Origin of the sequence: Bordetella genomosp. 5, assembly GCF_002261475.1 — a bacterium.
Lineage (GTDB): Bacteria > Pseudomonadota > Gammaproteobacteria > Burkholderiales > Burkholderiaceae_B > Bordetella.
Genome location: NZ_NEVN01000009.1, coordinates 115192 through 140851, shown reverse-complemented (window position 1 = coordinate 140851; position 25660 = coordinate 115192). Strand labels below are relative to the sequence as shown.

Annotated in this window: 24 protein-coding genes; 16 read left to right on the top strand and 8 right to left on the bottom strand. The window is 67.4% G+C overall.

The window, feature by feature from the left end:
• Nucleotides 1-15 precede the first annotated feature (15 nt).
• Genes CEK29_RS17020 through CEK29_RS17010 form a run of 3 tightly spaced genes read right to left on the bottom strand, consistent with a single transcriptional unit; the run spans nucleotide 16 to nucleotide 2656 of the window.
• Complete coding sequence (locus CEK29_RS17020; RefSeq protein WP_094802402.1) at nucleotides 16-834, bottom strand: ABC transporter ATP-binding protein; 819 nt, start codon at nucleotides 832-834, stop codon at nucleotides 16-18.
• Between the two features lie 2 nt (nucleotides 835-836).
• On the bottom strand, nucleotides 837-1646 hold the full coding sequence (locus CEK29_RS17015) for an ABC transporter permease (RefSeq protein ID WP_094858785.1): 810 nt from the start codon (nucleotides 1644-1646) through the stop codon (nucleotides 837-839).
• Nucleotides 1647-1651: 5 nt separating this feature from the next.
• A complete protein-coding gene (locus tag CEK29_RS17010) occupies nucleotides 1652-2656 on the bottom strand; it encodes an ABC transporter substrate-binding protein (RefSeq protein ID WP_094802398.1) in 1005 nt (334 codons plus the stop codon).
• 341 nt (nucleotides 2657-2997) lie between these two features.
• Here CEK29_RS17010 and CEK29_RS17005 point away from each other — a divergent pair, with 341 nt between their 5' ends.
• The 8 genes from CEK29_RS17005 (at nucleotide 2998) to CEK29_RS16970 (ending at nucleotide 12120) form a co-directional block, all read left to right on the top strand.
• Nucleotides 2998-4308, top strand: a complete 1311-nt coding sequence (locus tag CEK29_RS17005) for an imelysin family protein (protein ID WP_094802396.1) — start codon at nucleotides 2998-3000, stop codon at nucleotides 4306-4308.
• Nucleotides 4309-4472: 164 nt separating this feature from the next.
• A complete protein-coding gene (locus tag CEK29_RS17000) occupies nucleotides 4473-5828 on the top strand; it encodes a di-heme oxidoreductase family protein (protein ID WP_349290559.1) in 1356 nt (451 codons plus the stop codon).
• 33 nt (nucleotides 5829-5861) lie between these two features.
• Nucleotides 5862-6935 carry an imelysin family protein gene (locus CEK29_RS16995; protein WP_249279131.1) on the top strand — a complete coding sequence of 358 codons (1074 nt, stop codon included), beginning with the start codon at nucleotides 5862-5864 and terminating at the stop codon, nucleotides 6933-6935.
• Complete coding sequence (locus tag CEK29_RS16990; RefSeq protein ID WP_094858784.1) at nucleotides 6925-8022, top strand: DUF1513 domain-containing protein; 1098 nt, start codon at nucleotides 6925-6927, stop codon at nucleotides 8020-8022. The genes CEK29_RS16995 and CEK29_RS16990 overlap by 11 nt, the downstream gene beginning before the upstream one ends.
• Before the next feature lie 143 nt (nucleotides 8023-8165).
• Entirely contained in the window at nucleotides 8166-9023 is an 858-nt protein-coding gene (locus CEK29_RS16985; RefSeq protein ID WP_094802390.1) for a mechanosensitive ion channel family protein, read from the top strand.
• 192 nt (nucleotides 9024-9215) lie between these two features.
• Nucleotides 9216-10193, top strand: coding sequence for a Bug family tripartite tricarboxylate transporter substrate binding protein (locus CEK29_RS16980; RefSeq protein WP_094802388.1), 978 nt, complete (start codon nucleotides 9216-9218; stop codon nucleotides 10191-10193).
• 18 nt (nucleotides 10194-10211) lie between these two features.
• Entirely contained in the window at nucleotides 10212-11240 is a 1029-nt protein-coding gene (locus CEK29_RS16975) for a LysR substrate-binding domain-containing protein (RefSeq protein WP_094802386.1), read from the top strand.
• Nucleotides 11241-11313: 73 nt separating this feature from the next.
• Nucleotides 11314-12120 carry an aspartate dehydrogenase gene (locus CEK29_RS16970; protein WP_094802384.1) on the top strand — a complete coding sequence of 269 codons (807 nt, stop codon included), beginning with the start codon at nucleotides 11314-11316 and terminating at the stop codon, nucleotides 12118-12120.
• Between the two features lie 12 nt (nucleotides 12121-12132).
• On the opposite strand, the gene CEK29_RS16965 is transcribed toward CEK29_RS16970, so the two are convergent.
• Entirely contained in the window at nucleotides 12133-12894 is a 762-nt protein-coding gene (locus CEK29_RS16965) for an IclR family transcriptional regulator (protein ID WP_094858783.1), read from the bottom strand.
• Nucleotides 12895-13055: 161 nt separating this feature from the next.
• Here CEK29_RS16965 and CEK29_RS16960 point away from each other — a divergent pair, with 161 nt between their 5' ends.
• Nucleotides 13056-14048, top strand: coding sequence for a Bug family tripartite tricarboxylate transporter substrate binding protein (locus CEK29_RS16960; protein WP_094858782.1), 993 nt, complete (start codon nucleotides 13056-13058; stop codon nucleotides 14046-14048).
• Nucleotides 14049-14123: 75 nt separating this feature from the next.
• Here CEK29_RS16960 and CEK29_RS16955 read toward each other — a convergent pair whose 3' ends face one another.
• The gene (locus CEK29_RS16955; RefSeq protein ID WP_094858781.1) at nucleotides 14124-14909 is read right to left on the bottom strand and encodes an RNA methyltransferase; all 786 of its coding nucleotides are present in this window, start codon (nucleotides 14907-14909) and stop codon (nucleotides 14124-14126) included.
• A 144-nt stretch (nucleotides 14910-15053) separates the two neighbouring features.
• Here CEK29_RS16955 and CEK29_RS16950 point away from each other — a divergent pair, with 144 nt between their 5' ends.
• The 3 genes from CEK29_RS16950 to CEK29_RS16940 all read left to right on the top strand — a co-directional run bounded on the left by CEK29_RS16950 (nucleotide 15054) and on the right by CEK29_RS16940 (nucleotide 18573).
• Nucleotides 15054-15833, top strand: coding sequence for an inositol monophosphatase family protein (locus CEK29_RS16950; protein ID WP_094802376.1), 780 nt, complete (start codon nucleotides 15054-15056; stop codon nucleotides 15831-15833).
• Nucleotides 15834-16102: 269 nt separating this feature from the next.
• Nucleotides 16103-17689 (top strand): TerC family protein, encoded by a 1587-nt coding sequence (locus CEK29_RS16945; protein WP_094802374.1) that lies wholly within the window; start codon nucleotides 16103-16105, stop codon nucleotides 17687-17689.
• A 17-nt stretch (nucleotides 17690-17706) separates the two neighbouring features.
• Nucleotides 17707-18573, top strand: coding sequence for an undecaprenyl-diphosphate phosphatase (locus tag CEK29_RS16940; RefSeq protein WP_094858780.1), 867 nt, complete (start codon nucleotides 17707-17709; stop codon nucleotides 18571-18573).
• A gap of 99 nt (nucleotides 18574-18672) precedes the next feature.
• On the opposite strand, the gene CEK29_RS16935 is transcribed toward CEK29_RS16940, so the two are convergent.
• The 3 genes from CEK29_RS16935 to CEK29_RS16925 are packed head-to-tail and all read right to left on the bottom strand — an operon-like array spanning nucleotide 18673 to nucleotide 20691.
• Entirely contained in the window at nucleotides 18673-19446 is a 774-nt protein-coding gene (locus tag CEK29_RS16935; RefSeq protein WP_094858779.1) for a UDP-2,3-diacylglucosamine diphosphatase, read from the bottom strand.
• Nucleotides 19439-20083, bottom strand: coding sequence for a peptidylprolyl isomerase (locus CEK29_RS16930; RefSeq protein ID WP_094858778.1), 645 nt, complete (start codon nucleotides 20081-20083; stop codon nucleotides 19439-19441). The genes CEK29_RS16935 and CEK29_RS16930 overlap by 8 nt, the downstream gene beginning before the upstream one ends.
• The gene (locus CEK29_RS16925) at nucleotides 20080-20691 is read right to left on the bottom strand and encodes a tetratricopeptide repeat protein (RefSeq protein ID WP_249279171.1); all 612 of its coding nucleotides are present in this window, start codon (nucleotides 20689-20691) and stop codon (nucleotides 20080-20082) included. The genes CEK29_RS16930 and CEK29_RS16925 overlap by 4 nt, the downstream gene beginning before the upstream one ends.
• 612 nt (nucleotides 20692-21303) lie before the next feature.
• Between CEK29_RS16925 and cysS the strand changes: the two genes are divergently transcribed.
• From cysS to tilS, 4 genes are all read left to right on the top strand, one after another.
• A complete protein-coding gene (cysS, locus tag CEK29_RS16920) occupies nucleotides 21304-22761 on the top strand; it encodes a cysteine--tRNA ligase (RefSeq protein ID WP_094802366.1) in 1458 nt (485 codons plus the stop codon).
• 16 nt (nucleotides 22762-22777) lie between these two features.
• Nucleotides 22778-23422 carry a DNA-3-methyladenine glycosylase family protein gene (locus tag CEK29_RS16915; protein WP_094802364.1) on the top strand — a complete coding sequence of 215 codons (645 nt, stop codon included), beginning with the start codon at nucleotides 22778-22780 and terminating at the stop codon, nucleotides 23420-23422.
• A 36-nt stretch (nucleotides 23423-23458) separates the two neighbouring features.
• The gene (locus CEK29_RS16910; RefSeq protein WP_094802362.1) at nucleotides 23459-24424 is read left to right on the top strand and encodes an acetyl-CoA carboxylase carboxyltransferase subunit alpha; all 966 of its coding nucleotides are present in this window, start codon (nucleotides 23459-23461) and stop codon (nucleotides 24422-24424) included.
• Between the two features lie 105 nt (nucleotides 24425-24529).
• The gene (gene tilS, locus CEK29_RS16905) at nucleotides 24530-25546 is read left to right on the top strand and encodes a tRNA lysidine(34) synthetase TilS (RefSeq protein WP_094858937.1); all 1017 of its coding nucleotides are present in this window, start codon (nucleotides 24530-24532) and stop codon (nucleotides 25544-25546) included.
• Nucleotides 25547-25660: the final 114 nt, after the last annotated feature.

Below are 25660 nucleotides of genomic sequence, written 5' to 3'. Positions count from 1 at the left end.
ACCTCGCGGATGGCGTTACTTGCGGACTTCGCGCTGGAAGATCTCCAGGCTCTGCTTCTTCATGCGAATGAAACCGGGCTCGCTGAGCGTCTCGACTGTGCGGGGGCGCGCGTCGGCGTAGTCCAGGATCTGCGCGACCTGCGTGGGGCGCTTGGTGAGCAGCAGGATCTGGTCGGCCAGGTACACCGCTTCTTCGAGGTCGTGCGAGACCAGCAGCATCGTGGTGCCGGTCTGCATGAAGACCTCCTGCAGCTTCTCGCGGATGAACAGCGTCATCTCGAAATCCAGCGCCGAGAAGGGCTCGTCCAGAAACAGCACCTCGGGGCGGGGCGCCAGCGCGCGCATGATGGAGGCCGTCTGCTGCTGACCGCCCGAGAGCTCGTAGGGGTAGCGGTTGAGATCGAACTTCACGTCGAACGAGGCCACCAGCTCCTGCACGCGCGCGTCGACCTCGCCGCGGCTCTTGCCTTCGAGGCGCAGCGGATAGGCGATGTTGTCGATCGTGCGCAGCCACGGGAACATGGCTTCGCGGTAGTTCTGGAACACGTAGCCGATCTTGGTCTGCGCGAGCGATTTGCCGTCGAACAGGATCTCGCCCGCATCGATCGGGATCAGGCCCGCGATCATGTTGATGAGCGTCGACTTGCCGCAGCCGTTCGGGCCGAACACGGAGACAATCTTGCCCTTCGGAATGTCGAGGTCGAAGTCTTCGTACAGCGGCCAGCCGGCAAAGTACTTCGTGAGGCCGCGGATGGTGATGTGGGTGCCCACGGGGCCCGGCACGAACGGCACGCTCGGCGCGGGTGCGATAAGAGGATTCACGACGGTATTCATGATCAGCGGCCGCTCCAGTGCACCACGCGTTTTTCGAGCACCAGGAACAGCACGTTGAGCACATAGCCCAGCGCGCCGGCCGCCAGAATCGCGGCGTACATATCGCGCACGTTCAGCACCTGTTGCGCATTGATGATGCGGTTGCCCAGGCCCGTCTCCGCGCCGATGAACATCTCCGCCACGATCACGATGACCAGGGCCATCGACACGCCGCTGCGCAGGCCGACGAACGTCGGCTGCATGCTTTCCCAGATCAGCACGTCCTTGAAGATCTGCCAGCGGCTCGCGCCCATCACGCGCGCCGCCATCACCCGTTGCTTGCGGGCGTTGATCACGCCATACGCGCTGTTGAACAGGATCACCAGCACGGCCGCGAACGCGGCGATGGCGACCTTGTTCATGTCGGTCACGCCGAAGATCATCAGGAACAGCGGGATCAGCGCGGAGGACGGAGTGGACCGGAAGAAGTCGATCAGAAACTCGACGCTGCGGTAGAGGCGCTCGTTGCTGCCGAGCAGCACGCCGAGCGGCACGCCGATCACGGCCGCGATGAAGAAGGCCTGCAGCGTGCGGATCACCGAGGCGATGAAGTCCGTGAGCAGCGGCCCGCCCGACATGCCCTTGGTCAGCGCGGCGAGCGTGGCGGCCGGGGTGGGCAGCAGGACCGGGCTCACGAGCGACAGGCGCACGACCAGGTCCCACACGAGGAACAGCGCGAGCGGGCCGATGAGCGGAAGCCAGCGTGAATAATCACGCTTGCCGGGCGCCTTGCCCGGCGCGGCGGCGGTTGCGGCGGTTGCGGCGGTGTTCATGATGCTCAGCCCTTGTACAGCATGTTGGCCACGTTCACGGGCTGGGCAAAGATGCCTTTTTCGGTGAAGAGGTCGAAGAACTTCTGGAAGTACTGCACGTCGCTGTCGGTGAATTCGTTGTAGAGCGTGTAGGCCGCCAGCGGGACCTCCTGCGTCATCGGGCCTTCGATGGCGGTGTAGCCCTTCATGAACTGGCGCGCCTCGTCGGGCGACTTGCGCACCAGCTCGATGCCGCGCGCGTAGGCCGCGATATAGCGCTTGGCCTCTTCGGGATGCTTCTTCAGGAAGGCGGTGGTGAGCGACGCGGAGCCGCCGAACCACGGCGCCATCGGATCGCCCAGCACGTACTTGGCGATGACGCCCGCCTCCAGGACGCGGGTGGTGCCGTTCAGGCGGCCCACCGTACCGGTGGGTTCGAGCGTGTAGCACGCATCGAGCTGGCCGGCCGCGACCGCGGCCACGTGCTGGCTGATCGCCAGCTCGACCACGGTCGCGCCCGTTGCGCCGGCGCGCTCCAGGACTGCTTTGGCCAGCGTGGAATTCTGGATGCCGGGACCAGAACCGACCTTTTTCCCCTTGAGGTCTGCGATGGATTTGATGGGGCTGTCCTTGGCGACGATGAACTCGTCCAGGACGAACTTGGCGTTGCTCGGATTGGAGGCAAAGATCTTGAACAGGCCGGGCGAGGCGATCTCGCCGATGGCGAGGTTGGCCGAACCCGTGCCGTTCGCGCTGCCGTCGGAGCGGCCGGCCAGCATCGCCTCCATGACCTGCTGCGCGCCGGCAAATTTCTGCGGCTCGACGTTCAACCCCGCTTCCTTGAAGTAGCCCTTCTCGACGGCCGCGTAGAAGGGCAGGCCGGCCGCCACCGGCCAGAAGCCGATGCGGATCGTCGGACCGCTCTGCGCCAGGGCCAGGCCGGGCACGCCCAGGGCCGTGGTGGCGGCGGCGCCGAAGGCGGATTGGATCAGGCGGCGGCGCGTGACGTTGATGGCGGAACGTTGGGTCATGGAACGGGACTCCAGGTGGGGATCGGGCTTGAGGACAAGCTTGTATACATGTCCCTCAAGCAATACCCATGCCAACTTTTGCCCCCCTGATTTCCCCCGGGTGAGCTGCGAAATCGGGCACTGCGACGGGTCACGCTGCACCGCGCTGGTGCCATCCGCCCCCTGTTCTGGTGCCGGTTTCGGACTCGTCTTAATTCCGCGGAATTGACGCCAACCTGAGCTAAAACTGACTTGACGCTGAAACCCAAACGAAAATTGTTTACACTTGCGATCGCAAATAGAGAGCGAACGAGAGGGAAGGGCGACAGCGGAGCCCTCCCTCGCTGATACGGGAGTATTTGATGCGTAAGTTGTTGCAGGGCGCCGTTCTGTCGGCGATGTTGGCGGGTGGAATTTTCGGTGGCGTCGCGCAGGCGGCCGTCGAGCCGAAGGCGGTGGTCAAGACCTACGCGGACATCGCGCACGCGGGCTACAAAGACGCGCTGACGACGGCCGAACAACTGCAAAAGGCCATCGACGCCCTGATCGCCAAGCCCAGCGCCGAGACGCTCAAGGCCGCTCGCCAGGCATGGCTGGCCGCCCGCGTGCCGTATCAGCAGACCGAAGCCTTCCGTTTCGGCAATCCGATCGTCGATGACTGGGAAGGCCGCGTGAATGCCTGGCCGCTCGACGAAGGCCTGATCGATTATGTGGATGCCTCCTATGGCACCGAGAGCGACGCCAACGCGTTCTACTCGGTCAACGTGATCGCCAATTCGAAGATCTCGGTCGGTGGCAAGACCATCGACGCAAGCAAGATCACCCCCGAGCTGCTTTCCGAAGTGCTGCACGAGGCCGACGGCAACGAGGCCAACGTGGCCACCGGCTACCACGCCATCGAATTCCTGCTGTGGGGCCAGGATCTGAACGGCTCCGGTCCGGCGCCCAAGGATCGCACCGGCACGCCGCAGGAACGCCATGCCGGCGACCGCCCGCACACCGATTTCGATCCCAAGAACTGCACCGGCGGCAACTGCGAACGCCGCATCGAGTTCCTGCGCGCCGTGACCACGCTGCTGGTCGACGACCTGAAGGAAATGGTCGGCAACTGGGAAGGCAACGGCGCCGCCCGCAAGTCGGTCGAAGAAGATCCCAAGGCCGGCCTCACCGCCATGCTGACCGGTCTGGGCAGCCTGTCGTACGGCGAACTCGCCGGCGAGCGTATGAAGCTCGGCCTGATGCTGCACGATCCCGAAGAAGAGCACGATTGCTTCTCCGACAACACGCACAACTCGCACTATTACAACCAGATCGGCATCCGCAACGTCTACCTCGGCGCCTACACCGGTCCGGACGGCAAGACGACCAAGGGTGCGAGCATCTCGGATCTGGTCAAGGCCAAGGACGCCAAGCTCGACGCCGAAGTGCGCGCCAAGCTCGACGCCACCGTCGCCGCCATGCAGGCCATGCGTGATCGTGCCGAGAAGGTCGAGACCTACGACCAGATGATCGCCGAAGGCAACAAAGAAGGTAACGCCGTGGTGCAGGCCGCCATCGATCGCCTGATCGACCAGACCCGCAGCCTCGAGCGCGTGATCGCCGTTCTCGACCTGGGCGACATCCAGATCGAAGGTTCGGACAGTCTCGACCAACCGGATGCCGTCTTCAAGTGATCAAAGCCTTACCGCTCGCTGCAGTATTGGCGGCGCTGCTGGCTCAGCCAGCCGGCGCCGCCGGGCCGGCCCCGGGACGCACCGACCTGAGTCCCGAGGACCGCGAGCGCGTCACCAGCATTACCGCGCCGGCCGCCGATTTTTCGGCGGCCGAGCCGTTCGAGATGATGCAGGCCGGCGCGACGACCATCAAGAAACTGCTCAACGCCGACATCTTTTCGCACCCCTCCGCCAACCTGTCGTTCGAGGGGCGCCAGCGCTTCCTGGTGGGCAATGGCCTGTTCCGCAAGGACTGGGTCTCGTCGCCCTCGTCGACGCAGGCATCCGACGGCCTGGGGCCGCTGTTCAATGCGCGCTCGTGCCAGGCCTGTCACGTGAAGGACGGGCGTGGCACCGTTCCGGGCTTCGATCCGCTCGAACAGTTCGACGCCGTGGCCTTGCTGCTGCGCCTGTCCGTGCCGCCGGTCACCGAAGCCGACCGCCAGAAGCTCACGCAGGAAGAGATCGCGTTCCTGCCCGAGCCGACCTACGGCGTGCAACTGCAGAACTTCTCCGTCGCCGGTCTGCCGACCGAGGGGCGCATGGAGATCAGCTATGAGCCGGTGCTGGTGAAGCTCAACGGGGGCGAGACCGCCACCCTGATGAAGCCCACCTATCGCATCACCGACCTGGGCTATGGCCCGATGCGCGACGATGTGCAGATCTCGCCGCGCCTGGCGCAGCCGATGATCGGCCTGGGCCTGCTCGAGTCGATCCACGAGTCGGACATCCTGGCCAATGCTGCCGCCGACCATGGCGACGGCATCAGCGGCAAGCCCAATTGGGTCTATGACATCCGCGCCGGCAAGAAGGTGCTGGGCCGCTTCAACTGGAAGGCCAGCCAGCCGACCGTCGAGCAGCAGAGCGCCGCCGCCTTCCACAACGACATGGGTCTGTCGTCGCCGCTGTTCCCTGACCACTACGGCGACTGCCGCAAGCCGGGCCAGGCCTCCTGTTACGACATGCCGCACGGGGCGCAGCCGCACCTGGGCGAGCATGAAGTGCCGGCGCGCCTGATGGACTTCGTGACGGCGTACTCGACCAACCTCGCGGTGCCGCAACGCCGGGATCCCGACGACGCGCGCGTGCTGGCCGGCAAGAAGCTGTTCTATCAGGCGAATTGCATCGGCTGCCATACGCCCAAGTACGTGACGAGCCGCAATGCCACGCAGCCCGAGCATCAGTTCCAGCTGATCTGGCCGTACACCGACATGTTGTTGCACGACATGGGCGATGGCCTGGCCGACGGCGTGCAGGAACACGACGCCACGGGTCGCGAATGGCGCACGCCGCCGCTGTGGGGCATCGGGCTCACGGCCACCGTCAACCCGAACGCCACCTACCTGCACGACGGCCGCGCCCGCACGCTGCTGGAAGCCGTTCTATGGCATGGTGGCGAGGCGCAGGCCGCGCGCGATCGCGTGGTGGCCATGACGCCTGAAGAGCGGGCCGACCTGATCCGCTTCCTTGAATCACTCTGAGGCAGACCGCGGCCTGCCCGCGGCATGACATCGATGGCAGCATTCCGATCCTTCTGCGTGGCCGCCACGCTTTCCGTCGCCGCCGGCGCCGCGCAGGCCGCCGTGCCGGCGCAGCTCGGCTCGAACCTGGCCAATGGCCAGATCCGGCCGGCGTTCAATCATCTTGCGCAGCAGGCGATCAAGATGCGTGGCGCGCTCGACGCCTACTGCGCCGCGCCGGGCAAGGCGCGCGCGGAACAGGTCGACACCGGTTGGAAGGAGCTGGTCGAGGCCTGGGGCTTCGTCGAGTTCCTGCGCTTCGGTCCGCTGGTGGAAGCCAACCGCTTCGAGCGCATGGCCTTCTGGCCCGACACGCGCGGGGTGATGCCGCGCCAGGTGCAGGCGCTGCTCAAAGAAGCCAATCCCGCGCTGCTCGCCGAGGGCGCGCTGGCCTCGCGCAGCGTCGCGGTGCAGGGGCTGCCGGCCCTCGAGTACGTGCTGTACGGCGAGCCCGAGCTGCTCAAACAGACCGACGCCAAGGCGGCCGGCTATGCCTGCGGCTACGCGAAGGCGGTGGCGGGCAATGTCTCGACCCTGTCCGCCGAGCTCAAGCAGGCCTGGAGCGATGAGGGCGAATTCGGCCGGCAGTTCACGCGTCCGGCGCCGGCCAATGATCTGTATCGCAGCCAGCAGGAGGTGGCCGCCGAAGCCATGAAAGCCATCTCGACCGGCCTGCAGTTCGCGCGCGACATCAAGCTGATGCCGGTGCTGGGCGATTCGGCGCAGGCCGCGCGGCCCAAGCGCGCCATCTTCTGGCGCAGCGGCCAGAGCTTCAACTCGCTCGTGTCCAATCTGCGTGGCATCCGTGCCTTCTACCAACAAGGCCAGTTCGCCTTCGGCGCGGGCTCGCAGGGTCTCGACGCGTCGCTGCGCAGCGAACTCGATACCGCGATCCGGCTCACGGCGGAGCAACCCGCCGACACCGAGGCGGCGGTCACGCAGGAGGCGACGCGCGCCGACCTCATGCTGGCCGTGATGGTGCTGAAAAACCTGAAGGACGTGGTGGATCAGAACATCGCGCCGGCGCTGGGCGTGACCATCGGCTTCAACGCACTCGATGGCGATTGACCGGCGCGGCTTCATGGCGCTCGGCGCCACGGCGCTGCTGGCGCCGGGGCGCGTGCTCGCGAGTCCGGAGGCCGGCCCGCTGTATGTGACCGCGCGCCAGCGCGAACGCCGCAACGAAGTCGTGATCATCGACGAGCGCGGCCGTGAGCAACAGGCGCACGCCATGCCCGACCGCGGACATAGCTTCGCGATCGATGCGGCCGGCGGACGGGTGACCGTGTTCGGTCGCCAGCCGGGCTTCTTCGCCATGGCGCTGGACGTGCGCGGCGGCGCGCCGCTCGCGATCGAGGCGGCGCCCGACCGGCACTTCTTCGGCCATGGGGTGTACCTGCCCGGCGGCAAGCTGATGCTGGCCACCGAAAACGATTACGAGGCCGGCCACGGCGTGCTGGGCATCTACGATGTCTCGCGCGGCGGCGGCTACAAGCGCATCGGCGAGTTCGACTGCGCCGGCATCGGTCCGCACGAAGTCGTGTTGATGCCCGATGGCCGCACACTGTGCGTGGCCAATGGGGGCATTCTCACGCATCCCGATTACGGCAAGCTCGAGCTCAACCTCGACACCATGAAGCCCTCGCTCGCCTATATCGATGCGCACAGCGGCGAGGTCCTCGAACAGGTCACGCTCGATGCGCGCTGGCATCGCCTCTCGATCCGTCATCTGGCGCTCGACGGGCGCGGCCGCGTGTGGTTCGGTTGCCAGCACATGGGCCCGGCCGGCGAGCGGCCCGCGCTGGTCGGACGGCATGCGCGCGGCCGGGCGCCCGAGTTGTTCGAGGGGCCGGCCGACGTATTGCGCGACATGCGCAACTATGTGGGATCGGTCTCGGCCGATCCGGGCGGCGGCATCATCGCCACGTCCAGCCCGGTGGGCGGGCAGGTGCTCTATTGGGATGCCGACAGCGGCCGTCAGCTCGGGCTGACCCGCCTGGCCGATGGCTGCGGCGTGGCGCCGCACCGCGCGGGCGGCTTCCTGCTCTCGAGCGGCCTGGGCGCGATGGTCCATGCCCGCCAGCCGGGCGCCGAGCCCGAGCCGCTGATGGCCCCGGGCGGTCAGGCCTGGGACAACCACTTCCGCAGGATCTGAGCGGGGCGCCGGCGGCGCCGCGTTTACAAACTTTGACGCATCCCGTGAGGCCGGCGCTGTGGCGCGCCTCGGGCTTCTGCTAGAGTAAACGCGTGCCGCGCGCGACAAGCCCGCCGGCTTTTTCTTTTTCCGCAGGAGATCCCATGCAAGAAGCCTACAACGGCCTCGCCGAATTGGCCCCCCGGTTCTTCGATCTGGGCCTGAATCTGATCGTTGCCCTGCTCATCCTGACGCTAGGCTGGTGGGCCTCGGCGCTGCTCGGCCGCTGGGTGCGCCGCGCGGCGACGCGCTCCACCCGCATCGATCCCACCATCGTGCCGATGTTCCAGGCGTCCGTCGTCTGGGTCGTGCGCATCTTCACGATCATCGCCGTGCTGGCGCGCTTCGGCGTGCAGACGGCCAGCCTGATCGCCGTGCTCGGTGCCGCCGGTCTGGCCATCGGTCTGGCGCTGCAAGGCACGCTGCAGAACATCTCGGCCGGCATCATGCTGCTGATCCTGCGCCCCATCCGCACCGGCGAATACGTCGCCCTGTCGTCGGGCACCGACGGCACGGTGGCCGAGGTCGGCCTGTTCCTCACGCGGCTGGTCAACGGCGAGGGGATCCACATCACGCTGCCTAACAGCACGGTCTGGAACGCCACCATCACCAACTACAGCCGCAACGTCACGCGCCGCCTCGACATCCCCGTCGTGGTGCATTACGGCGATGACGTGGGCGAGGCCATCCAGCGTCTCGAAGCCATGGTCAAGGCGCATCCCCTGGTCAACCAGGACCCGGCGCCCGTCGTCAAGGCCATGGAATATCGCGACAACGGCACGGTCGTGAACGTCCGCGCCTGGGCGCAGGCCGCCAACTACTGGGACCTGCGCTGGGACCTGTTCCACCAGATCCGCAAGCAGATGGGCGAGGCCGGCTTCCGCCCGCCGATCCCGGTGCGCGAGATCCAGGCCAAGGAAGGCGGCCCCGCCGCCCCCGCGGCGCAGCACGCCGCCGACTGAGCCTGAGGGCGCCGCCCCGCCGGGATCCGCCTCCGGCAGGGGCTGCGCCGTCATGGTGCATGAGCCGTTTCGATGCATGAGTCTGGCTCATTCGTGCGCCACAATTAATCGTTTGCGGCCCCCCGGGCGCGCTCCTAGACTCGCCGGACATCCTGCCTTTCGAGGCCGTCCTGCCGTCCCTGGAGCCGCGCCATGCGCCTGTACCGCCGCCTCACGCTCAGTCTCGCCACCCTCTGTTGTGCCGTCGCGCCGTTGGCGGCCACCGCACAGGACGCCTATCCCGCGCGCCAGGTGCGCGCCGTCGTGCCGTTCCCCGCGGGCGGCATCAACGACACCATCGGCCGCCTGCTGTTCAAGACCCTGGCCGACAAGCTCGGCGTGGCCGTGGTGGTGGAGAACAAGCCCGGCGCGGGCGGCACCATCGGCACCCAATCGGCCGTGACCAGCCCGGCGGACGGCTATACCGTGCTGCTGGGCGCGGCGAGCACCATCGCGGTCGCGCCCAATCTCTACAAGAACGTGGGCTACGACGTCGCGCGCGACCTGATCGCCGTCGGCGGGATCGCCTCGGTGCCCAGCGTGCTCATCGTCGCGAGCCAGTCGCCCTACAAGCAGTGGTCCGACCTCGCCGCGGCCGCGCGGGCCAAGCCCGGCGCGCTCACCTATGGGTCCGCCGGCGCCGGCACGAGCCACCATGTGCAGGCCGAACTGCTCAACATCCGCGCGGACACCCGCTTCATGCATGTGCCGTACCGGGGCGGGGCGCCGGCGATGACCGACCTGATCGGCGGCCAGATCGATCTGATGGTCGATCCCCTGCCCACCACGCTGGCCGGCGTGCAGGGCCAGCGGGTGCGGCCCTTGGCCATCACCACCGAGGCGCGCTCGCCCTTGTTGCCCGACGTGCCGACGCTCAAGGAATTGGGGGTCGACTACAATGCCAGCACCTGGTTCGGCCTGTTCGTGCCCGCCGGCACACCGGCGCCCGTCGTGGCCCGGCTGTCCGACGCGCTGCAGGCGGCACTGGCGGATCCGGCGCTCGCCGCCGACTTCCGCTCCCGTGGCATCGACACGCTGCCGCTGGCCCGCCAGGCGTTCGACACCTATGTGCAGTCCGAGAACACCACCTGGGCCGGCGTCATCAAACAGGCCGGCATCGAGGTGCAATAACCCCGGGAGTTCCGCCCCATGGCTGCCTCGCGCAACCTGCCGCCGTTGTTGTCGGTCCGCTCGTTCGAGGCAGCCGCGCGTCACCGCTCCTTCACCCTGGCCGCCGAAGAGCTGGCGGTGACCCAGGGCGCGGTGAGCCTGCAGGTGCGCAAGCTCGAATCGTTTCTGGGCCGCAAGCTGTTCGTGCGGCTGGCGCGCAAGGTCGAACTCACGCCCGCGGGCATGCAGTACTACGAAGCCTGCCGCCGTCTTCTGGCCGAACTCGAGCATGCCACCGGCCGCCTCATGAGCCGTGACCGCGGCGAGGTCCTGATCGTCAACACCCTGCCCACCATCGGTCAGCTCTGGCTGATGCCGCGGCTGGCCGCGTTCAGCGCCGCGCATCGTCATATCGAGGTGCGGGTGGTGTCCGATATCCGCCCGCTCGACATGCAGGCCGACGGCGTCGACGTGGCCATCCGCGTGGGTCCGCTGGCCGGGCGGCGCTACGCGCGCCACCTGCCGGGCATCGACCTCACGCTGGTGCAGCGCTGGGATGGCATCTGCGCCGATCCGCTGTTCGACGACGTGCTGGTGCCGGTGATGTCGCGCCGGCTGCTGGCCCAGGGCGGGCCCATCGACACGCTCGACGAACTGCTGACCTTTCCGCTGATCCATACCGCCAGCCGGCCGCACGCCTGGCGCGACTGGCTGCGGGCCCTGGGCGCGAGCCCGCCCACGCAGCAGAGCGGTTTGGACTACGGCCATTTCTACATCGCCTTGCGCGCCGCGCAGGAACACAAGGGGATCGCACTGATTCCCGATGTGCTGCTCGACGGCTATCCGGGCGCCAGCGAGCTGGTGGTGCCGTGGCGGCCCGCCGCGCGGCTGTGCAGCGCCGGCGAGTATTACGTGCTCACGCACGCGGCGGCGAGCGAACGCGAAGCCGTGACCATCTTCAGGGAATGGGTGCTGCGCGAAGCCGCGCTCACCCGCGCGGCCGCCATGAGCCCCGCTCATGCGCAGCCGCAAAAGGAATCGTTTGTCGCGGCCCAGGCCATGTCCTAGCATCCCAGGCATCGACGCGGGCCCGCCGTTGCGGTGCGCCCGCTCCTTCATCAGCTACAGGAAGAGACGCAGTATGAACACCTATCGAGTCGGCATCGCCGGGTTTGGCGCCATCGGGCAGGCCGTGGCACGCGCACTGGACGCCGGCATTCCCGGCCTGTCGCTGGCCGCCGTCGGCGTGCGTGACCCGGCCAAACCCTCCACCGCCGTGACCTGGCGCGGCGCCGCACCGCGCTACACCACGCTGGCCGAGCTGGCCGCGCATTGCGACGTGGTGGTCGAGTGCGCGCCCGCCGCGGTGTTCCGCGAGCTGGCCGAGCCCGTGATCGCGGCCGGCGGCAAGCTCGTGGTGCTCAGCTCGGGCGCGCTGCTGGCCAACGAAGACCTGATCGACGCGGCGCGCGAGCGCGGCGCGCAGATCATTGTTCCCTCGGGCGCGATCCTGGGCCTGGACGCCCTGACCGCGGCCGCCGAGGCCGAGATCCGTTCGGTCACGATGATTACGCGCAAGCCGCCGCGCGGTCTGAAGGGCGCGCCGTACCTCGAAACCCATGCGATCGATGTGGACGCGATCACCGAGCCCACCCTGATCTTCCGCGGCTCGCCGCGCGAGGCCGCCGTGGGCTTTCCGGCCAATCTCAACGTGGCCGTGAGCATTTCGCTGGCCGGCATCGGGCCGGACCGCACCACGCTCGAGATCTGGGCCGATCCGGGCGTCTCGCGCAACATCCATCGCGTCGAGGTCGACGCCGATTCGGCCAGCTTCTCGATGGAAATTCAGAACGTGCCTTCGGAGAACCCCAAGACCGGCCGCATCACCGCGCTCAGCGTGATCGCGGCCCTGCGCAAGCTCGGCAGCCCGCTGCGCGTGGGCACCTGAGGGGAGTGCCGGCTAGGTCTTGACGCTCAGGCGGCCCAGCTCTGCCTTGATCCAGCCGGCGATCTCGCGCTGGCGCTGGGCCGGCATGCGGTCGATGATGGCCGTGACGCTCACCGCCAGCAGCGGCGCGCCCTGCGCGTCCAGCAGCGCGCAACCCACGCCCAGCGCGCCGCGCACGGCGTGGTTGCCCACCACCGAATAGCCGCGCGAGCGCGTGTTTTCGATCAGGCGATGCATCTCGTTGGGCGTCATGCCGCCGTACTCGTCGAGCAGCCCCGAGTTGCGCGCCACGATGCCGTGCGCCACCGAGTCGGGCAGGGCGGCAAGCAGCGCCATGCCGCCCGAGCCCACGCCCAGCGGCTGACGCTTGCCGGCGTAGGTGGCCAGAATCTGCACCGGATAACTGCCGATCTCGCGATGCAGGCTGACGGATTCGTCGCCTTCGCGCACGACCAGGAACACCGCGTCGCCGGTGCGCTCGGCCAATCGGCGCAGCACGGGCAGCATCTGCCGCACGCGCGGATCGGGCGAGGTGGCGTCCACATCCGGCGCGAGCTGGGCGCGATATTTTTTCGTGCCCTGGATCGTGCTCACCAGTCCGGCGTCGAGCAGCGCCGCCAGCAGGCGGTAGATCGTGGGGCGCTGGATGCCCGTCTGGCGCGCAATGTCGGTGACGCTCAGACCGGCGGTGCCGTGATCTCGCAGCGCCGCCAGCACGGTCAGGCCGCGGCGCAGGGTGCGCGGCCCGGCGGCCGCTGTCTCGCTTTCTTGCATGGATATCTCTATCTACTGTCGGCAACCACACCGAAACATCGGGAAAACCATTGTCCGTAGCGTGGACTGTACCTTGATGGTCCCCCAGTGTATAACGCATCATTCATTGCGAATAATTTTTATATGTCCATTAGATGGACAGCTTTTTGGAGAGAGACACCATGACTCAGGCTCGTAAGCCTCGTCTGGCGCGTGTGGTATCCGGCGTCGCTGCCGGTGTGATCAGCGCCTTCGCCTTCAGCGCCACCGCCCAGGCTGCGTATCCCGACAAGCCCGTGCGCGTCGTCGTCGGCTTCTCCGCCGGCGGCACGACCGACGTGATCGCGCGCATCATGGCCAAGGAGCTCACTCAGGAGCTCGGTCAATCCTTCGTGATCGAAAACAAGCCGGGCGGCGGTAGCAACATCGCGACCGACTACGTGGCCCGCGCCACGCCCGATGGCTACACCGTGTTGTTCGTCGCCGTCACCAGCGCGATCAACCAGACGCTCTACAAGAACGTCAACTTCGACCTCACCAAAGACTTCACGCCGGTGGCGCTGGGCGCCAAGGTGCCCAACGTGCTGGTGATCAACCCGCAGGTGCCGGTCAAGTCGGTGCAGGAGCTGGTCGATTACGCCAAGAAGAATCCGGGCAAGCTCGCCTTCGCGTCGTCGGGCAGCGGTACCTCGATCCACATGGCGGGCGAGCTGTTCAAGCAGCGCGCCGGCATCGATGTGCTGCACGTGCCGTACAAGGGCAGCGCCCCGGCCATCACCGATCTGATCGGTGGCCAGGTGCAGTTCATGTTCGACAACATGCCGTCGTCGTGGCCCCACGTGCAAAGCGGCAAGCTGCGCGCGCTGGCCGTCACCACCACCGACCGTTCGAAGAGCGCGCCCGACCTGCCCACCATGCAGGAATCCGGCTTCGAGAAATTCGACGTGTCGTCGTGGTTCGGCATGATCGCTCCGGCCGGCACGCCGCCCGAAGTGATCGAGAAGCTCAACGCCGCCATGAACAAGGCGCTCGACAAGCCCGAAGTGCTCAAGGCCTATGAGTCGCTGGGCGCGGTGGGTCAGAAGACCACGCCGGCCGAGTTCGGCGCGTTCATCAAGTCGGAAGTCGACGGCTGGGCTCCGGTCGTGAAGACCTCCGGCGCCAAGGTCGACTGATCGTCCTTCGCATCAAGCAAAACGCCCCGGGGAGCTCAGCGCACCCCGGGGCGTTTTGTTTGGCCGTGCGCGCCTTCAGCGCGGGCCGGCGCGCTTCGCGATGCCGATCATCGCGGTGCAGACACCGCGCAGCATATCGACCTCGTCGCGCGTGAGCGCGCTCTTGCCGAACAGGTGGCGCATGCGCGGCACCAGCTTCTTGGGATGGGCCGGGTCCAGGAACTCCACCGCGACCAGCGCCTGCTCCCAGTGGGCGAGCAGGGCCTGCACCGCGGCGCCGCTGGCCGGCTCCGCGCCCGGGTCGGGCTGGTGGGCGGGCGAGGGCGGCAGCAACGGTGCGCCGGCCGCCGCCAGCAGCGCATAACGGACCTCCCAAGCGGCCAACTGTAGCGCCTGCGCCACGTTCAGCGAGCTGTACTCCGGATTGGCCGGGATATGACAAATACGGTGACAGAGCCCGATCTGGGCGTTGGTCAGGCCGGCCCGCTCGGTGCCCAGCACGATGGCGACCACGCCGCCGGCCGTATCGTCCAGGTGGGCCCGCGCCAGGGTCGCGGCCTCGCGGATGTCGCACGGCGGGGGCCCCAGATCGCGCACGCGCGCCGTGAGCGCGAAGGCCAGCGTGACCGGCGCCAGGGCTTCTTCGAGGGTGTCGTAGATACGCGCCTGTTCGAGCACGTCGCTGGCGCCGCTGGCCAGCGCGATGGCCTCGGGATGGGCCGTCATGTCGGGCAATTTGGGCTCGACCAGCACCAATTCCGCAAAGCCCATGGTCTTGATCGCCCGGGCCGCCGAACCCACGTTGCCGGGGTGGCTGGGCTGGACCATGACGAACCTTACGCGTGAAAATCCTTGAGTCATTTAAAATAGCCCGTTTGGCTTACGTGCATTCCTGGTTTCGGGTTGATTTTGCCGAGCCGCCACGCCCTGCGCAGCCTGCTTTGTCGCCAAGCCGACAGGGGGGACATGCGGGGCACAGCCACCACCGCATTCGTACGGAATTCTATGCATCCGATGCTCAACACCGCCATCAAGGCGGCTCGCCGTGCCGGCACCATCATCAACCGTGCCAGCATGGACCTCGACAAGCTTAGCGTGGCCCGCAAGGGGCCGCGCGATTATGTCACGGAAGTCGACCGTGCTTCCGAAGAGGCCATCGTCGAAGTGCTCCGCACGGCATACCCCGATCACGCGGTCTTGGGCGAAGAATTCGGCCTGCAGGGCCCGGATCAGGCCGAGTTCCAGTGGATCATCGATCCGCTGGACGGCACCACCAACTTCATCCACGGCTTCCCCAACTACGCCATCTCGATCGCGCTCACGCAGCGTGGCCAGGTGACGCAGGCCGTGGTGTACGACACCGCCCGCAACGAGCTCTTCACCGCGAGCCGTGGCAGCGGCACCTTCCTGAACGACCGCCGCGTGCGCGTCTCGGGCCGCATCCGCTACCACGACGCGCTGCTGGGCGCCCACTGGCCCACGGCATCGGATCCCACGTCGGATCGCTTCCGTGACATGACCGACGGCTGCGCCGGCGTGCGCCGCATGGGTTCCACCGTGCTCGACCTGGCCTACGTGGCGAGCGGTCGCCTCGACGGCTTCTGCGGCGTCAAGCTCAAGCCCTGGGATCTCGCCGCCGGCAGCCTGCTGGTGCTCGAGGCGGGTGGCCTGGTCTCCGACTTCGACGGCGAACAGGGCTGGCTCGATTCGGGCAATGTGCTCGCGGGCACGCCCAAGGTCTTCACCCAGATGCTGACCTCGATCACGCCCCGTCCGGCCGCCTGATCGCACGTTCCCGGCATGCCTGAGCCGGCCCTCGCGGCCGGCTTTGTCATTGGCGCGCGGGGTACGCCGCTTGCTCCTGGCCACGGCTTGCATCGGGCCACGTTCATGCCCGTGTCAGCTTGGCACGGGTATGGTGCGGCCTCATTTTTCGGCCGGCCGGCACCCCGCGGCACGGTGCGCGCCGCGCCCGTGAATCGCAAAGGTTTGTCACCGGCGTGTCACTGGGATTCCATGTACGATTACCGGTCTTGTAACTTCAGGAGCGCCTGATGGAGTGGCTGCTGGACCCCGCTGCGTGGGTCGGCCTGCTAACGCTTGTCGTCCTCGAGATCGTGCTCGGGATCGACAATCTGATCTTCATCGCCATCCTGGCCGACAAGCTGCCGCCCTCGCAGCGCGATCGCGCGCGCATCGTCGGCCTGTCGCTCGCCCTGGTAATGCGCCTGGGCCTGCTCTCCGTCATGTCGTGGCTCGTCACCCTGACCGAGCCGCTCTTCTCCGTGGGCCCGTTCGCGTTTTCGGGCCGCGATCTCATCCTGGGTATCGGCGGTTTCTTCCTGCTCTTCAAGGGCACGATCGAGCTGCACGAGCGCATCGACGGCGGCCATGCCGAGAGCCAGGGCGCGTCGCGCGCCTACCCGAGCTTCTGGGTCACCGTCACCCAGATCGTCGTGCTCGACGCCGTGTTTTCGCTCGACTCGGTCATCACGGCCGTGGGCATGGTGGACCACCTCGCCATCATGATGATCGCCGTCGTGATCGCGATCGGGATCATGCTGGCGGCCTCCAAGCCGCTCACGCGCTTCGTCAACGCCCACCCGACCGTGGTGGTGCTGTGTCTGTGTTTCCTGCTGATGATCGGCTTCTCGCTGGTGGCCGAGGCCTTCGGCTTTGCCGTGCCCAAGGGCTACCTGTACGCCGCCATCGGTTTCTCGGTGATGATCGAGGCCCTCAATCAGGTGGCGCGGCGCAATCTGCTCAAGCTCGATGCGCGCCGTCCCATGCGGGATCGCACGGCCGTGGCGGTGTTGCGCATGCTGGGCAAGCGCCCGCAGAGCGAAGAGCCCGTCGAGCCCAGCGCCACGACGCCGTCGGTGCCGGGTGCCTTCGGGGTCGAAGAGCGCAATATGGTGAGCGGCGTGCTGACGCTGGCCGAGCGTTCGATCCGGTCCATCATGACGCCGCGCACCGATCTGTCGTGGGTCAACATCGACGACGATCCCGAGCTCATCAAGCAGCAGCTCATGGGCGCGCCGCACAGTTTCTTTCCGGTATGCCGCGGCACGCTCGACGAAGTGGTCGGCATCGGCCGCGCCAAGGATCTGGTCGCCGACCTCATCACCGAGGGGCACATCCGGCGCAACCGCCTGCGCGACCCCATCATCGTGCATGAGTCGATTGGCATCCTGCGCCTGATGGACACGCTCAAGCGTTCGCGTGGCCAGCTGGTGCTGGTGGCCGACGAGTTCGGCGCCATCGAAGGCCTGGTCACGCCGATCGATGTGTTCGAGGCCATCGCGGGCGAATTCCCCGACGAAGACGAATTGCCGGATATCCTTCCGGTGGGTGACGACACCTGGCAGATCGATGGCGCCGCCGACCTGCGCCACGTCGAGCAGGTGCTCGACACCGAAGGCCTGATCGACGAATCGCAGGATTACTCCACGCTGGCAGGCTATCTGCTGAGCCGGTTCGGGCATCTGCCCAAGCCCGGCGACGCCTGCGTGTTCGATACGCCGTATTACCGCTTCCGCTTCGAAGTGCTGCAGATGGATGGCCGCCGGATCGCCTCGGTCCGGGTCGAACGCCATTATCTCGGCCCGACCGAAGACCCCGACACGACCGACCAAGACTGACACCACAACCCGGATCCATGACCGACAGCACCCTCTATCTCATCAAGGCATTCTTCCTCGGCATCATCGAAGGTCTCACGGAGTTCATTCCGGTATCGTCGACCGGCCACCTGATCCTCGTGGGCGACCTGATCAACTTCGAGTCGGGTGCCGGCAAGGTGTTCGAGGTGGTGATCCAGCTGGGCGCGATTCTCGCCGTGATGTGGATTTTCCGGGCGCGGCTGTGGCAACTGATCCATGGCACGCTCACCGGCGTGCGGCAGGAGGTCCTGTTCACGCGCAATCTGCTGCTGGCCTTCCTGCCGGCGGCGGTGATCGGCGCCATCTTCATCAAGACGATCAAGTCCGTGTTCTATCACCCCGGCGTCGTGGCGGTCACGCTCGTCCTGGGCGGCCTGATCATGCTCTACGTCGAGCGGCGCACGCGTCACACGCCGGGCGACGCGCCGGGCGCGTCCGATGACACCGCATCCGACCAGCGCGCCACCGCGCACTCGCTCGAAGAAATCACCTGGAAGCAGGCGCTCGGCGTCGGCGCGGCGCAGTGCCTGGCCATGATTCCGGGCACGTCGCGCTCGGGCGCCACCATCATCGGCGGCATGATCGCCGGCATCCAGCGCAAGACCGCGACCGAGTTCTCGTTCTTTCTCGCGATGCCCACCATGCTCGGCGCCGCGGTCTACGACCTGTATCGCAACTACGACCTGCTGACATCGCAGGAGCTCTCCGGCATCGCCATGGGCTTCGTCGCGTCGTTCCTGAGCGCGCTGTTCATCGTGCGGGCGGTGCTGCGTTTCGTGGCCAACCACACCTATCGCGGTTTCGCCTGGTACCGCATCGCGCTGGGCCTGGTCGTGGCCGTCTGGCTCTGGACCAAGGTCTGATCCGCGCGTCTCGCCCCTGACGGCGGCCGCGGACGCGTCCGCCCCGAATGAACAAGGCCACCCTCGCGGGTGGCCTTGTCGTTGGTACTGCGGGGGGTGTCAGTCCTCGTCGCCGAGGTCGTAGAACACCAGACCGTCCTGGTCGATTACCAGCCAGCCGCCGCGGGGCGGGTTGGCGTGGTCGCAATCCCAGTCGGGCAGCACCCAGCGTTCGCGCTTCTTGCCATCGACCTCGAGCACGTGGCGCGCGGGCCGGTGCGTGTGGCCGTGCACCATCACCGACACGCCGCTGGTGCGGAATGCCGTTTCGATGGCCTGGGCATTGACGTCCATGATCTCCATGGACTTCGTCTGGTTTGCAGCCTGGCTTTCGCCACGGGCCTGCTGTGCCAGCGCCAGGCGCTCGGGAATGGTCTTGCCGAGAAACTCCGCCTGCCAGCGCGGATCGCGCACCATCGCGCGGAACTGCTTGTAGGGGACGTCGTCGGTACAGAACTCATCGCCGTGCGTGAGCAGGATGTCGCCGAAGTCGGTCTGCAAGAGCGCCGGCTCGGGCAGCAGCTTGGCGCCGACGCGGTCGGCGAGGGCCTGACCCATCAGGAAGTCGCGATTGCCGCGGCCCAGCCAGACCGGAATGCGGGCGGCGGTGCGCGCCAGGGCCTGCAGGACCTCGGCCAGCCAGGGCGGCGCGGCCGCGGCCACGTCGTCGCCGATCCATGCGTCGAACAGGTCGCCCGGAAGCAGCAGCGCGGCCGCTTCGTCGGCCGCCGCGTCGAGAAACGCGCGGAAGGCCTCGGAAGTGGCCGGCGTGGCCGGCCCCAGATGCAGGTCGGAGGCCAGCCAGACCGGCCCCGGGAGAACGAGCTTATTCAATGATCTCGGCCTTTTCGATGATCACGTCTTCCTTCGGCACGTTTTGGTGGAAACCGTTGTTGCCGGTCTTCACGCCCTTGATCTTGTCGACCACGTCGGTGCCTTCGGTGACCTTGCCGAACACGGCGTAGCCCCAGCCGTTGGGCGTGGGCGCGGTGTGGTTCAGGAAGTCGTTGTCACCGACGTTGATGAAGAACTGGGCGGTAGCCGAGTGCGGGTCGCTCGTACGGGCCATGGCGACCGTGTACTTGTCGTTCTTCAGGCCGTTGTTGGCTTCGTTCTCGATGGGGCTCTTGGTGGGCTTCTGCTTCATGCCAGCCTCGAAACCGCCGCCCTGGATCATGAAGCCGTCGATCACGCGATGGAACACGGTGCCGTTGTAGAAGCCGTCCTTGACGTAGCCCAGGAAGTTTTCGACGGTCTTGGGCGCTTTCTCGGCATCGAGCGTGATCACCAGGTCGCCTTGGTTGGTATGCAGCTTGACGCGGGGAGTGGAGCTCATGGATGTAGTGCCTTTGGAGTTGGTGGTGGGGGTGCTGGCGGATTGTGCCAGCGCGCCTGCCGGCAGCGCGGCCGCCAGCAGGAAAGAGCACGCCGTCAGGCGCAGCAGTCGGGAAGGGGAATAGCGGGCGTTCATTTGCTCTGCTTGTCCTTGAGAAGGGTCTCGAGTTCCTTGGCACGCTGGGCCATGCCAGGCACGCCGCGGGCGGCCTCCTGGCGGTACGTGCGCAGGGCGATCATGAGCTGCAGATCGGCCAGGTTGGCACGGGCAGCGCCATAATTCGGGTCGGCGCGCAGCGACATGTTGAGCGCGTCCTGGGCGCGGTCGAAATCGCCCCGGTCGGCGCGGATGGCCGCCAGATTGTTCCATGGTTCCGGCAGCTCGGGAAAGCGCGTGGTCATCTCGGTGTAGATGGCGATGGCCTCGTCGTCGCGGCCCAGCGCATGCAGCGCGCGCGCATGCTGGAACATCAACTGCACGTCGGTGCCGCCACGGCGGTCGTGCGTGCTGGCGATGCGCTGTTCGATCATCTTGAGCGCGGCCTCGTTCTGCCCGCGGGCGAGCAGGTTTTCGATGTGATCGGTGATCTGCGAGGGCGAGGGATCGAGGCGCGTGTCGACGCCGGGCTTGGCCGCTTCGAGGAGCCGGGCCAGGCCGTCCCAGCCGCCTTCGGGCGGGATCGGGTCGAGCTTGGTGCGGGAGTTGACGTTATTGTTGCCGTCGCCGCCGATGCCGCCGCCCATGGATTGGGCCAGGCTGGCGGTCGCGGGCAGCAGCGCCAGGGCACTGGCAAGCACGGTGATGCAAAGACGCGTGGAGATCACGAAGGCATCCGTAAAAAGGGTGGGCGCAAGACCGACTGCACGCGCCGGCGGGCCGCTTGTTATACTTGACGACCGCCATTTTAGCCCCGGATGCGTCGGAAGGTTGCCAAAGCGGTTGCCAGGTCGGTTGCCAAAGCGGTTGCCGGGGTGGTTGCCAAAGCGGTAGCCGGGGTGGTTGCCAGCGCGGGTTGCCGGGGCGGTTGCCCAAGCTGTTGCCCAAGCGAGGCTGGCGGTCGTCCACGGATCGGTACGGGACGCAACAACAGGATCACGATGATGGGATCGCATTGGATTGAGCCACACGCCGTGGCCGCGCAGACGGCGGATCGCGCCGTGCGCGGCTGGCGGGCTGCGCCGCCCTTGCATGCCGGGGTCGGCGTCACACGCTGTTGTTGCCGCCCGCCAGGCTTGCGCGCCTTTCACTAGCGCCCAGCGCGCCGCGTCTCCCGCGGCCGGGGAGTGTGTGGGGCCTTGCCACCACGCCTTCCGTCTCCAGACTCCGCCGTATCCACGATCAGCTCCGAACTCGCCATGCTGCACATCTACAACACACTGTCGCGTACCAAAGAACCCTTCAAGCCGGTGAATGCCGGGCAGGTGCGCATGTACGTGTGCGGCATGACCGTCTATGACTACTGCCACCTCGGGCATGCGCGCATGCTGATCTCGTTCGACTTGATCCAGCGCTGGCTGCGGGCCAGCGGCTATCAGGTCGACTACGTGCGCAACATCACCGACATCGACGACAAGATCATCCGGCGCGCGGTCGAGACCAACCGCCGCATCGGCGACGTCACCGAGTTCTATATCGACGCCATGCACGCCGACGAGCAGGCGCTCAACGTGCAATCGCCCGACCGCGAGCCGCGCGCCACGCAGTATGTCGGCGAGATGCTCGACATCATCGGCCGGCTGCAACAGAACGGCCTGGCCTATCAGGCCGACGACGGCGACGTGAACTACGCCGTGCGCGGCTTCGAAGGCTACGGCAAGCTCTCCGGCAAGACGCTGGACGACCTGCGCGCCGGCGAACGCGTGGCGGTGGGCTCGGCCAAGCGCGATCCGCTCGACTTCGTGCTCTGGAAATCGGCCAAGGCCGAAGAGCCGCCCGAGACCAAATGGGAGTCGCCCTACGGCCTGGGCCGTCCGGGCTGGCACATCGAGTGCTCGGCGATGAGCAAGAGCCTGCTCGGTCTGCCGCTCGACATCCACGGCGGCGGCCCCGACCTGAAATTCCCGCACCACGAAAACGAAATCGCCCAGACCGAAGGCGCCTTCGGGGGCGTGCTCGCCAACGTCTGGATGCACTGTGGCCCGCTGATGGTCGACTCCGACAAGATGTCGAAGTCGCTCGGCAATTTCCGCACGATCCGCCAGACCATCTCGGTCGGCCAGCCGTCGGACGCCGACGCCAGCTATCGCGCCAATCCGCGCGAAGCCGAAATGCTGCGTTTCTTTATCGTGCGCAATCACTATCGCAGCCCGCAGAACTACACGCCCGACAATCTGATCGACGCGCAGAATGCGCTCGACCGGCTCTACCAGACGCTGCAGAACGTCGCGCCCGACGCGCAGGGCATCGACTGGAACGACGCCCAGGCGCAGGCCTTCAAGGCCGCCATGGACGACGACTTCAACAGCTCGGGCGCGATCGCGGCCCTGTTCGAACTCGCGAGCCAGGCCAATCGGGGCGCCGACGCGCGCGCGGCGGGCCAGCTCAAGGCGCTCGCCGCGCTGATGGGCCTGCTGCAGCAGGACCCCGCGGTGTATTTTCAGTCGGCCACGCGCTATTCCGCGGCCGCCATCGAGCAGGGCGGGGCCGCCGAGACCCTGGATGCGGAGCGCATCGACGCCCTGATCGCCGAGCGGGCCCAGGCCAAGCAGTCGCGCGATTTTGCCCGCGCCGATGCGATCCGGGCCGAGCTGCGCGCGGCCGGTGTCGAGCTCGACGACAAGCCGGGCGGTGTCACCCAGTGGCGCCGTGCCTGACCGACGAGCCGCCGACATGCCCAGCACCGACATCGAACTCGTCAAACCCGACTATTGGGAAGAGGCCGTGGCGCACCTGATGCGCCGCGACCGCATTCTCAAGAAGATCATCCCGCAGCACGCCGACACCTGGCTGTCGTCGCGCGGCACGCCCTTCGTCACGCTGGCGCGTGCCATCGTGGGTCAGCAGATCTCCACCAAGGCCGCCGAGGCGCTCTGGAACCGCTTCACCGACACCGTCGGCAAGCGGCCGACGCCCGCCACCGTGCTGAAGGCCGGCGTGGCCAATCTGCGCGCCGCCGGTCTGTCGCAGCGCAAAGCCGAATACGTGCAGGACCTGGCCGAGCATTTCGGCCAGCGCAAGGTGCATCCCGAGCGCTGGGCCACGATGGACGACGAGGCCGTCATCTCCGAGCTGGTCGCGATCCGCGGCATCGGACGCTGGACGGCGGAGATGTTTTTGATTTTCAATCTGCAGCGGCCGGACATCCTGCCGTTGGACGACCTTGGGTTGCTCAAGGCAATCTCGTTACACTATTTCAGCGGCGAGCCGGTATCGCGCTTCGAGGCCCGTGAGGTCTCGTTGGCGTGGCAGCCCTGGCGTACCGTGGCGACCTGGTATCTGTGGCGCAGTCTGGAACCTACCCCGGTCCAGTACTGATCCATCGATCCGCGCCCAACAACGGAACCACACTTCATGCGCAATACTTTCCTGGAATTCGAACAACCGCTCGCCGAGCTTGAAAACAAGATCGAGCAGCTGCGCTACGTGCAGGCCGACTCCGCGGTGGACATCTCCGATGAAATCGGCCGTCTGCAGCAGAAGAGCCAGGCACTGGCCAAGGAAATCTACGGCAAGCTGACGCCGTGGCAGACCGCCCTGGTGGCGCGCCATCCGCAGCGGCCCTACACGCTCGACTACGTGCGTGAGATCTTCACCGACTTCCACGAGCTGCATGGCGACCGCATGTACGCCGACGACCAGTCCATCGTGGGCGGTCTGGCCCGCTTCAACGGCCAGGCCTGCATGGTGATCGGCCACCAGAAGGGGCGCGACACCAAAGAACGCGCCGCGCGCAATTTCGGCATGCCGCGTCCCGAGGGCTACCGCAAGGCCCTGCGCCTGATGCGCCTGGCCGAGAAGTTCGGCCTGCCGGTATTCACGTTCGTCGATACCCCGGGCGCGTATCCCGGCATCGGCGCCGAAGAGCGCGGCCAGTCCGAAGCCATCGGCCGCAACCTGTTCGTCATGGCCGAACTCAAAGTGCCGGTCATCGTCACCATCATCGGTGAAGGCGGTTCGGGCGGCGCGCTGGCGATCGCCGTGGGCAATGCCGTGCTGATGCTGCAATACGCGACCTACTCGGTGATCTCGCCCGAAGGCTGCGCGTCGATCCTGTGGCGCAGCGCCGACAAGGCCCCCGAGGCCGCCGAGCAGCTGGCGATCGTGGCCCCGCGCCTCAAAGAACTCAACCTCGTCGACCGCGTGGTCAACGAGCCCGTCGGCGGCGCGCACCGCGACCCGCGCGTGATGGCGCGCCTCTTGCGCCGCGCGCTCGGCGATTCGTTGCGCCAGCTGCAAGGCCTCACGCCCGACCAGCTGATCCAGCAGCGTCTCGATCGCGTGATGTCCTACGGCCGCTTCCAGGAAGTGCGCGCCTGAGACAGGCGCTCAGGGTGCGGCCTTCCGGGTATGCTCGGAACGGCGCGCCCGCCGCAGCACGAAAGCCGGGCCCCGCGCCTGGCTTTTTTTCGTCCCGCCGATCCCATGCCGTCCGACGTCTTCGATGATCCGCTGATCGCCCCGCTGGCCGCGCCGTTGCGCGCGGTCTGGCCGCGCGACGCCCGCGTGGCGGTGGCGGTCAGTGGCGGCGCCGATTCGGCCATGCTCGCCGTGGCCGCGGCCAGCCTGGGCCGGCCGCTGGTGCTGCTGCATGTGCACCATGGGTTGCAGGCGCCGGCCGACCAGTGGCAGGCCCAGGTCGAGGCGCTCGGCGCGCGGCTGGCCGTGCCGGTGCGCAGCGCCCGCGTGCAGGTGGCCGACGACAGCGGCAAGGGCATCGAGGCGGCCGCGCGGCAGGCGCGTTACGACGCGCTCGCGGCGCTCGCGCGCGCCGAATCCGTGGGGCATGTGCTGCTGGCCCACCATCGCAACGATCAGGCCGAAACCGTGCTGCTGCGCCTGCTGCGTGGTGCGGGCCTGCAAGGCATGGGCGCCATGCGGCCCACGCGCGAACGCGACGGCATCGTGTACCTGCGCCCCTGGCTCGAGATCGATCGTGCGCGCATCCTCGAGGCCGCCGCCGCGTTTCATGCGCGTACCGGCTGGCAGCCGGTGCAGGATCCGACCAACGCCGACCCGGCCTACACCCGCGCCGCGGTGCGCACGCAACTCGCGCCGGTGCTGGATGCGCGCTGGCCCGGCTGGCAGGCCATCGTGGCGCGCCATGCCCGGCACATGGACGAGGCCGCCCGGATCCTCGCCGAGGTGGCCCGGACGGACTTTGCCGGCCTCGAGCCGGCCGACGATGGCCGCAGCTTCGGTCTGGCGGCATGGCGGGCGCTGTCGCCGCCGCGGCAGGCGCAGGTGCTGCGGTTCTGGCTGGATCGGCAGGGGCTGCGCGCACCGGCCGATGCGCGTCTGGCCGAACTGATGCGGCAGTTGCGCGGGCTGCATCAGCTGGGTCACGACCGCGATCTGCGCGTGGCGCACGACGGCCATGTGATCCGCTGCCATCGCGCGCGGGTCTGGATCGAGCCGGGCGGCGAGGCCGCGACGCGCTGAAATGTGAAGGCCGGAAACGGCATTAACGCGCGCAAATCCTGCGTTTTTCCCCGGATTCGGCCGCAATTTTGCGGAAAAATCCGCATGGGCTGCGCAAATTTTCACCGTCTTGTT

Coding starts and splice junctions, on each gene's coding strand:
- CEK29_RS17020 (WP_094802402.1), bottom strand. CDS start 834: ATGAATACCGTCGTGAATCCTCTTATCGCACCCGCGCCGAGCGTGCCG.
- CEK29_RS17015 (WP_094858785.1), bottom strand. CDS start 1,646: ATGAACACCGCCGCAACCGCCGCAACCGCCGCCGCGCCGGGCAAGGCG.
- CEK29_RS17010 (WP_094802398.1), bottom strand. CDS start 2,656: ATGACCCAACGTTCCGCCATCAACGTCACGCGCCGCCGCCTGATCCAA.
- CEK29_RS17005 (WP_094802396.1), top strand. CDS start 2,998: ATGCGTAAGTTGTTGCAGGGCGCCGTTCTGTCGGCGATGTTGGCGGGT.
- CEK29_RS17000 (WP_349290559.1), top strand. CDS start 4,473: ATGATGCAGGCCGGCGCGACGACCATCAAGAAACTGCTCAACGCCGAC.
- CEK29_RS16995 (WP_249279131.1), top strand. CDS start 5,862: ATGGCAGCATTCCGATCCTTCTGCGTGGCCGCCACGCTTTCCGTCGCC.
- CEK29_RS16990 (WP_094858784.1), top strand. CDS start 6,925: ATGGCGATTGACCGGCGCGGCTTCATGGCGCTCGGCGCCACGGCGCTG.
- CEK29_RS16985 (WP_094802390.1), top strand. CDS start 8,166: ATGCAAGAAGCCTACAACGGCCTCGCCGAATTGGCCCCCCGGTTCTTC.
- CEK29_RS16980 (WP_094802388.1), top strand. CDS start 9,216: ATGCGCCTGTACCGCCGCCTCACGCTCAGTCTCGCCACCCTCTGTTGT.
- CEK29_RS16975 (WP_094802386.1), top strand. CDS start 10,212: ATGGCTGCCTCGCGCAACCTGCCGCCGTTGTTGTCGGTCCGCTCGTTC.
- CEK29_RS16970 (WP_094802384.1), top strand. CDS start 11,314: ATGAACACCTATCGAGTCGGCATCGCCGGGTTTGGCGCCATCGGGCAG.
- CEK29_RS16965 (WP_094858783.1), bottom strand. CDS start 12,894: ATGCAAGAAAGCGAGACAGCGGCCGCCGGGCCGCGCACCCTGCGCCGC.
- CEK29_RS16960 (WP_094858782.1), top strand. CDS start 13,056: ATGACTCAGGCTCGTAAGCCTCGTCTGGCGCGTGTGGTATCCGGCGTC.
- CEK29_RS16955 (WP_094858781.1), bottom strand. CDS start 14,909: ATGACTCAAGGATTTTCACGCGTAAGGTTCGTCATGGTCCAGCCCAGC.
- CEK29_RS16950 (WP_094802376.1), top strand. CDS start 15,054: ATGCATCCGATGCTCAACACCGCCATCAAGGCGGCTCGCCGTGCCGGC.
- CEK29_RS16945 (WP_094802374.1), top strand. CDS start 16,103: ATGGAGTGGCTGCTGGACCCCGCTGCGTGGGTCGGCCTGCTAACGCTT.
- CEK29_RS16940 (WP_094858780.1), top strand. CDS start 17,707: ATGACCGACAGCACCCTCTATCTCATCAAGGCATTCTTCCTCGGCATC.
- CEK29_RS16930 (WP_094858778.1), bottom strand. CDS start 20,083: ATGAACGCCCGCTATTCCCCTTCCCGACTGCTGCGCCTGACGGCGTGC.
- CEK29_RS16925 (WP_249279171.1), bottom strand. CDS start 20,691: ATGGGCGGCGGCATCGGCGGCGACGGCAACAATAACGTCAACTCCCGC.
- cysS (WP_094802366.1), top strand. CDS start 21,304: ATGCTGCACATCTACAACACACTGTCGCGTACCAAAGAACCCTTCAAG.
- CEK29_RS16915 (WP_094802364.1), top strand. CDS start 22,778: ATGCCCAGCACCGACATCGAACTCGTCAAACCCGACTATTGGGAAGAG.
- CEK29_RS16910 (WP_094802362.1), top strand. CDS start 23,459: ATGCGCAATACTTTCCTGGAATTCGAACAACCGCTCGCCGAGCTTGAA.
- tilS (WP_094858937.1), top strand. CDS start 24,530: ATGCCGTCCGACGTCTTCGATGATCCGCTGATCGCCCCGCTGGCCGCG.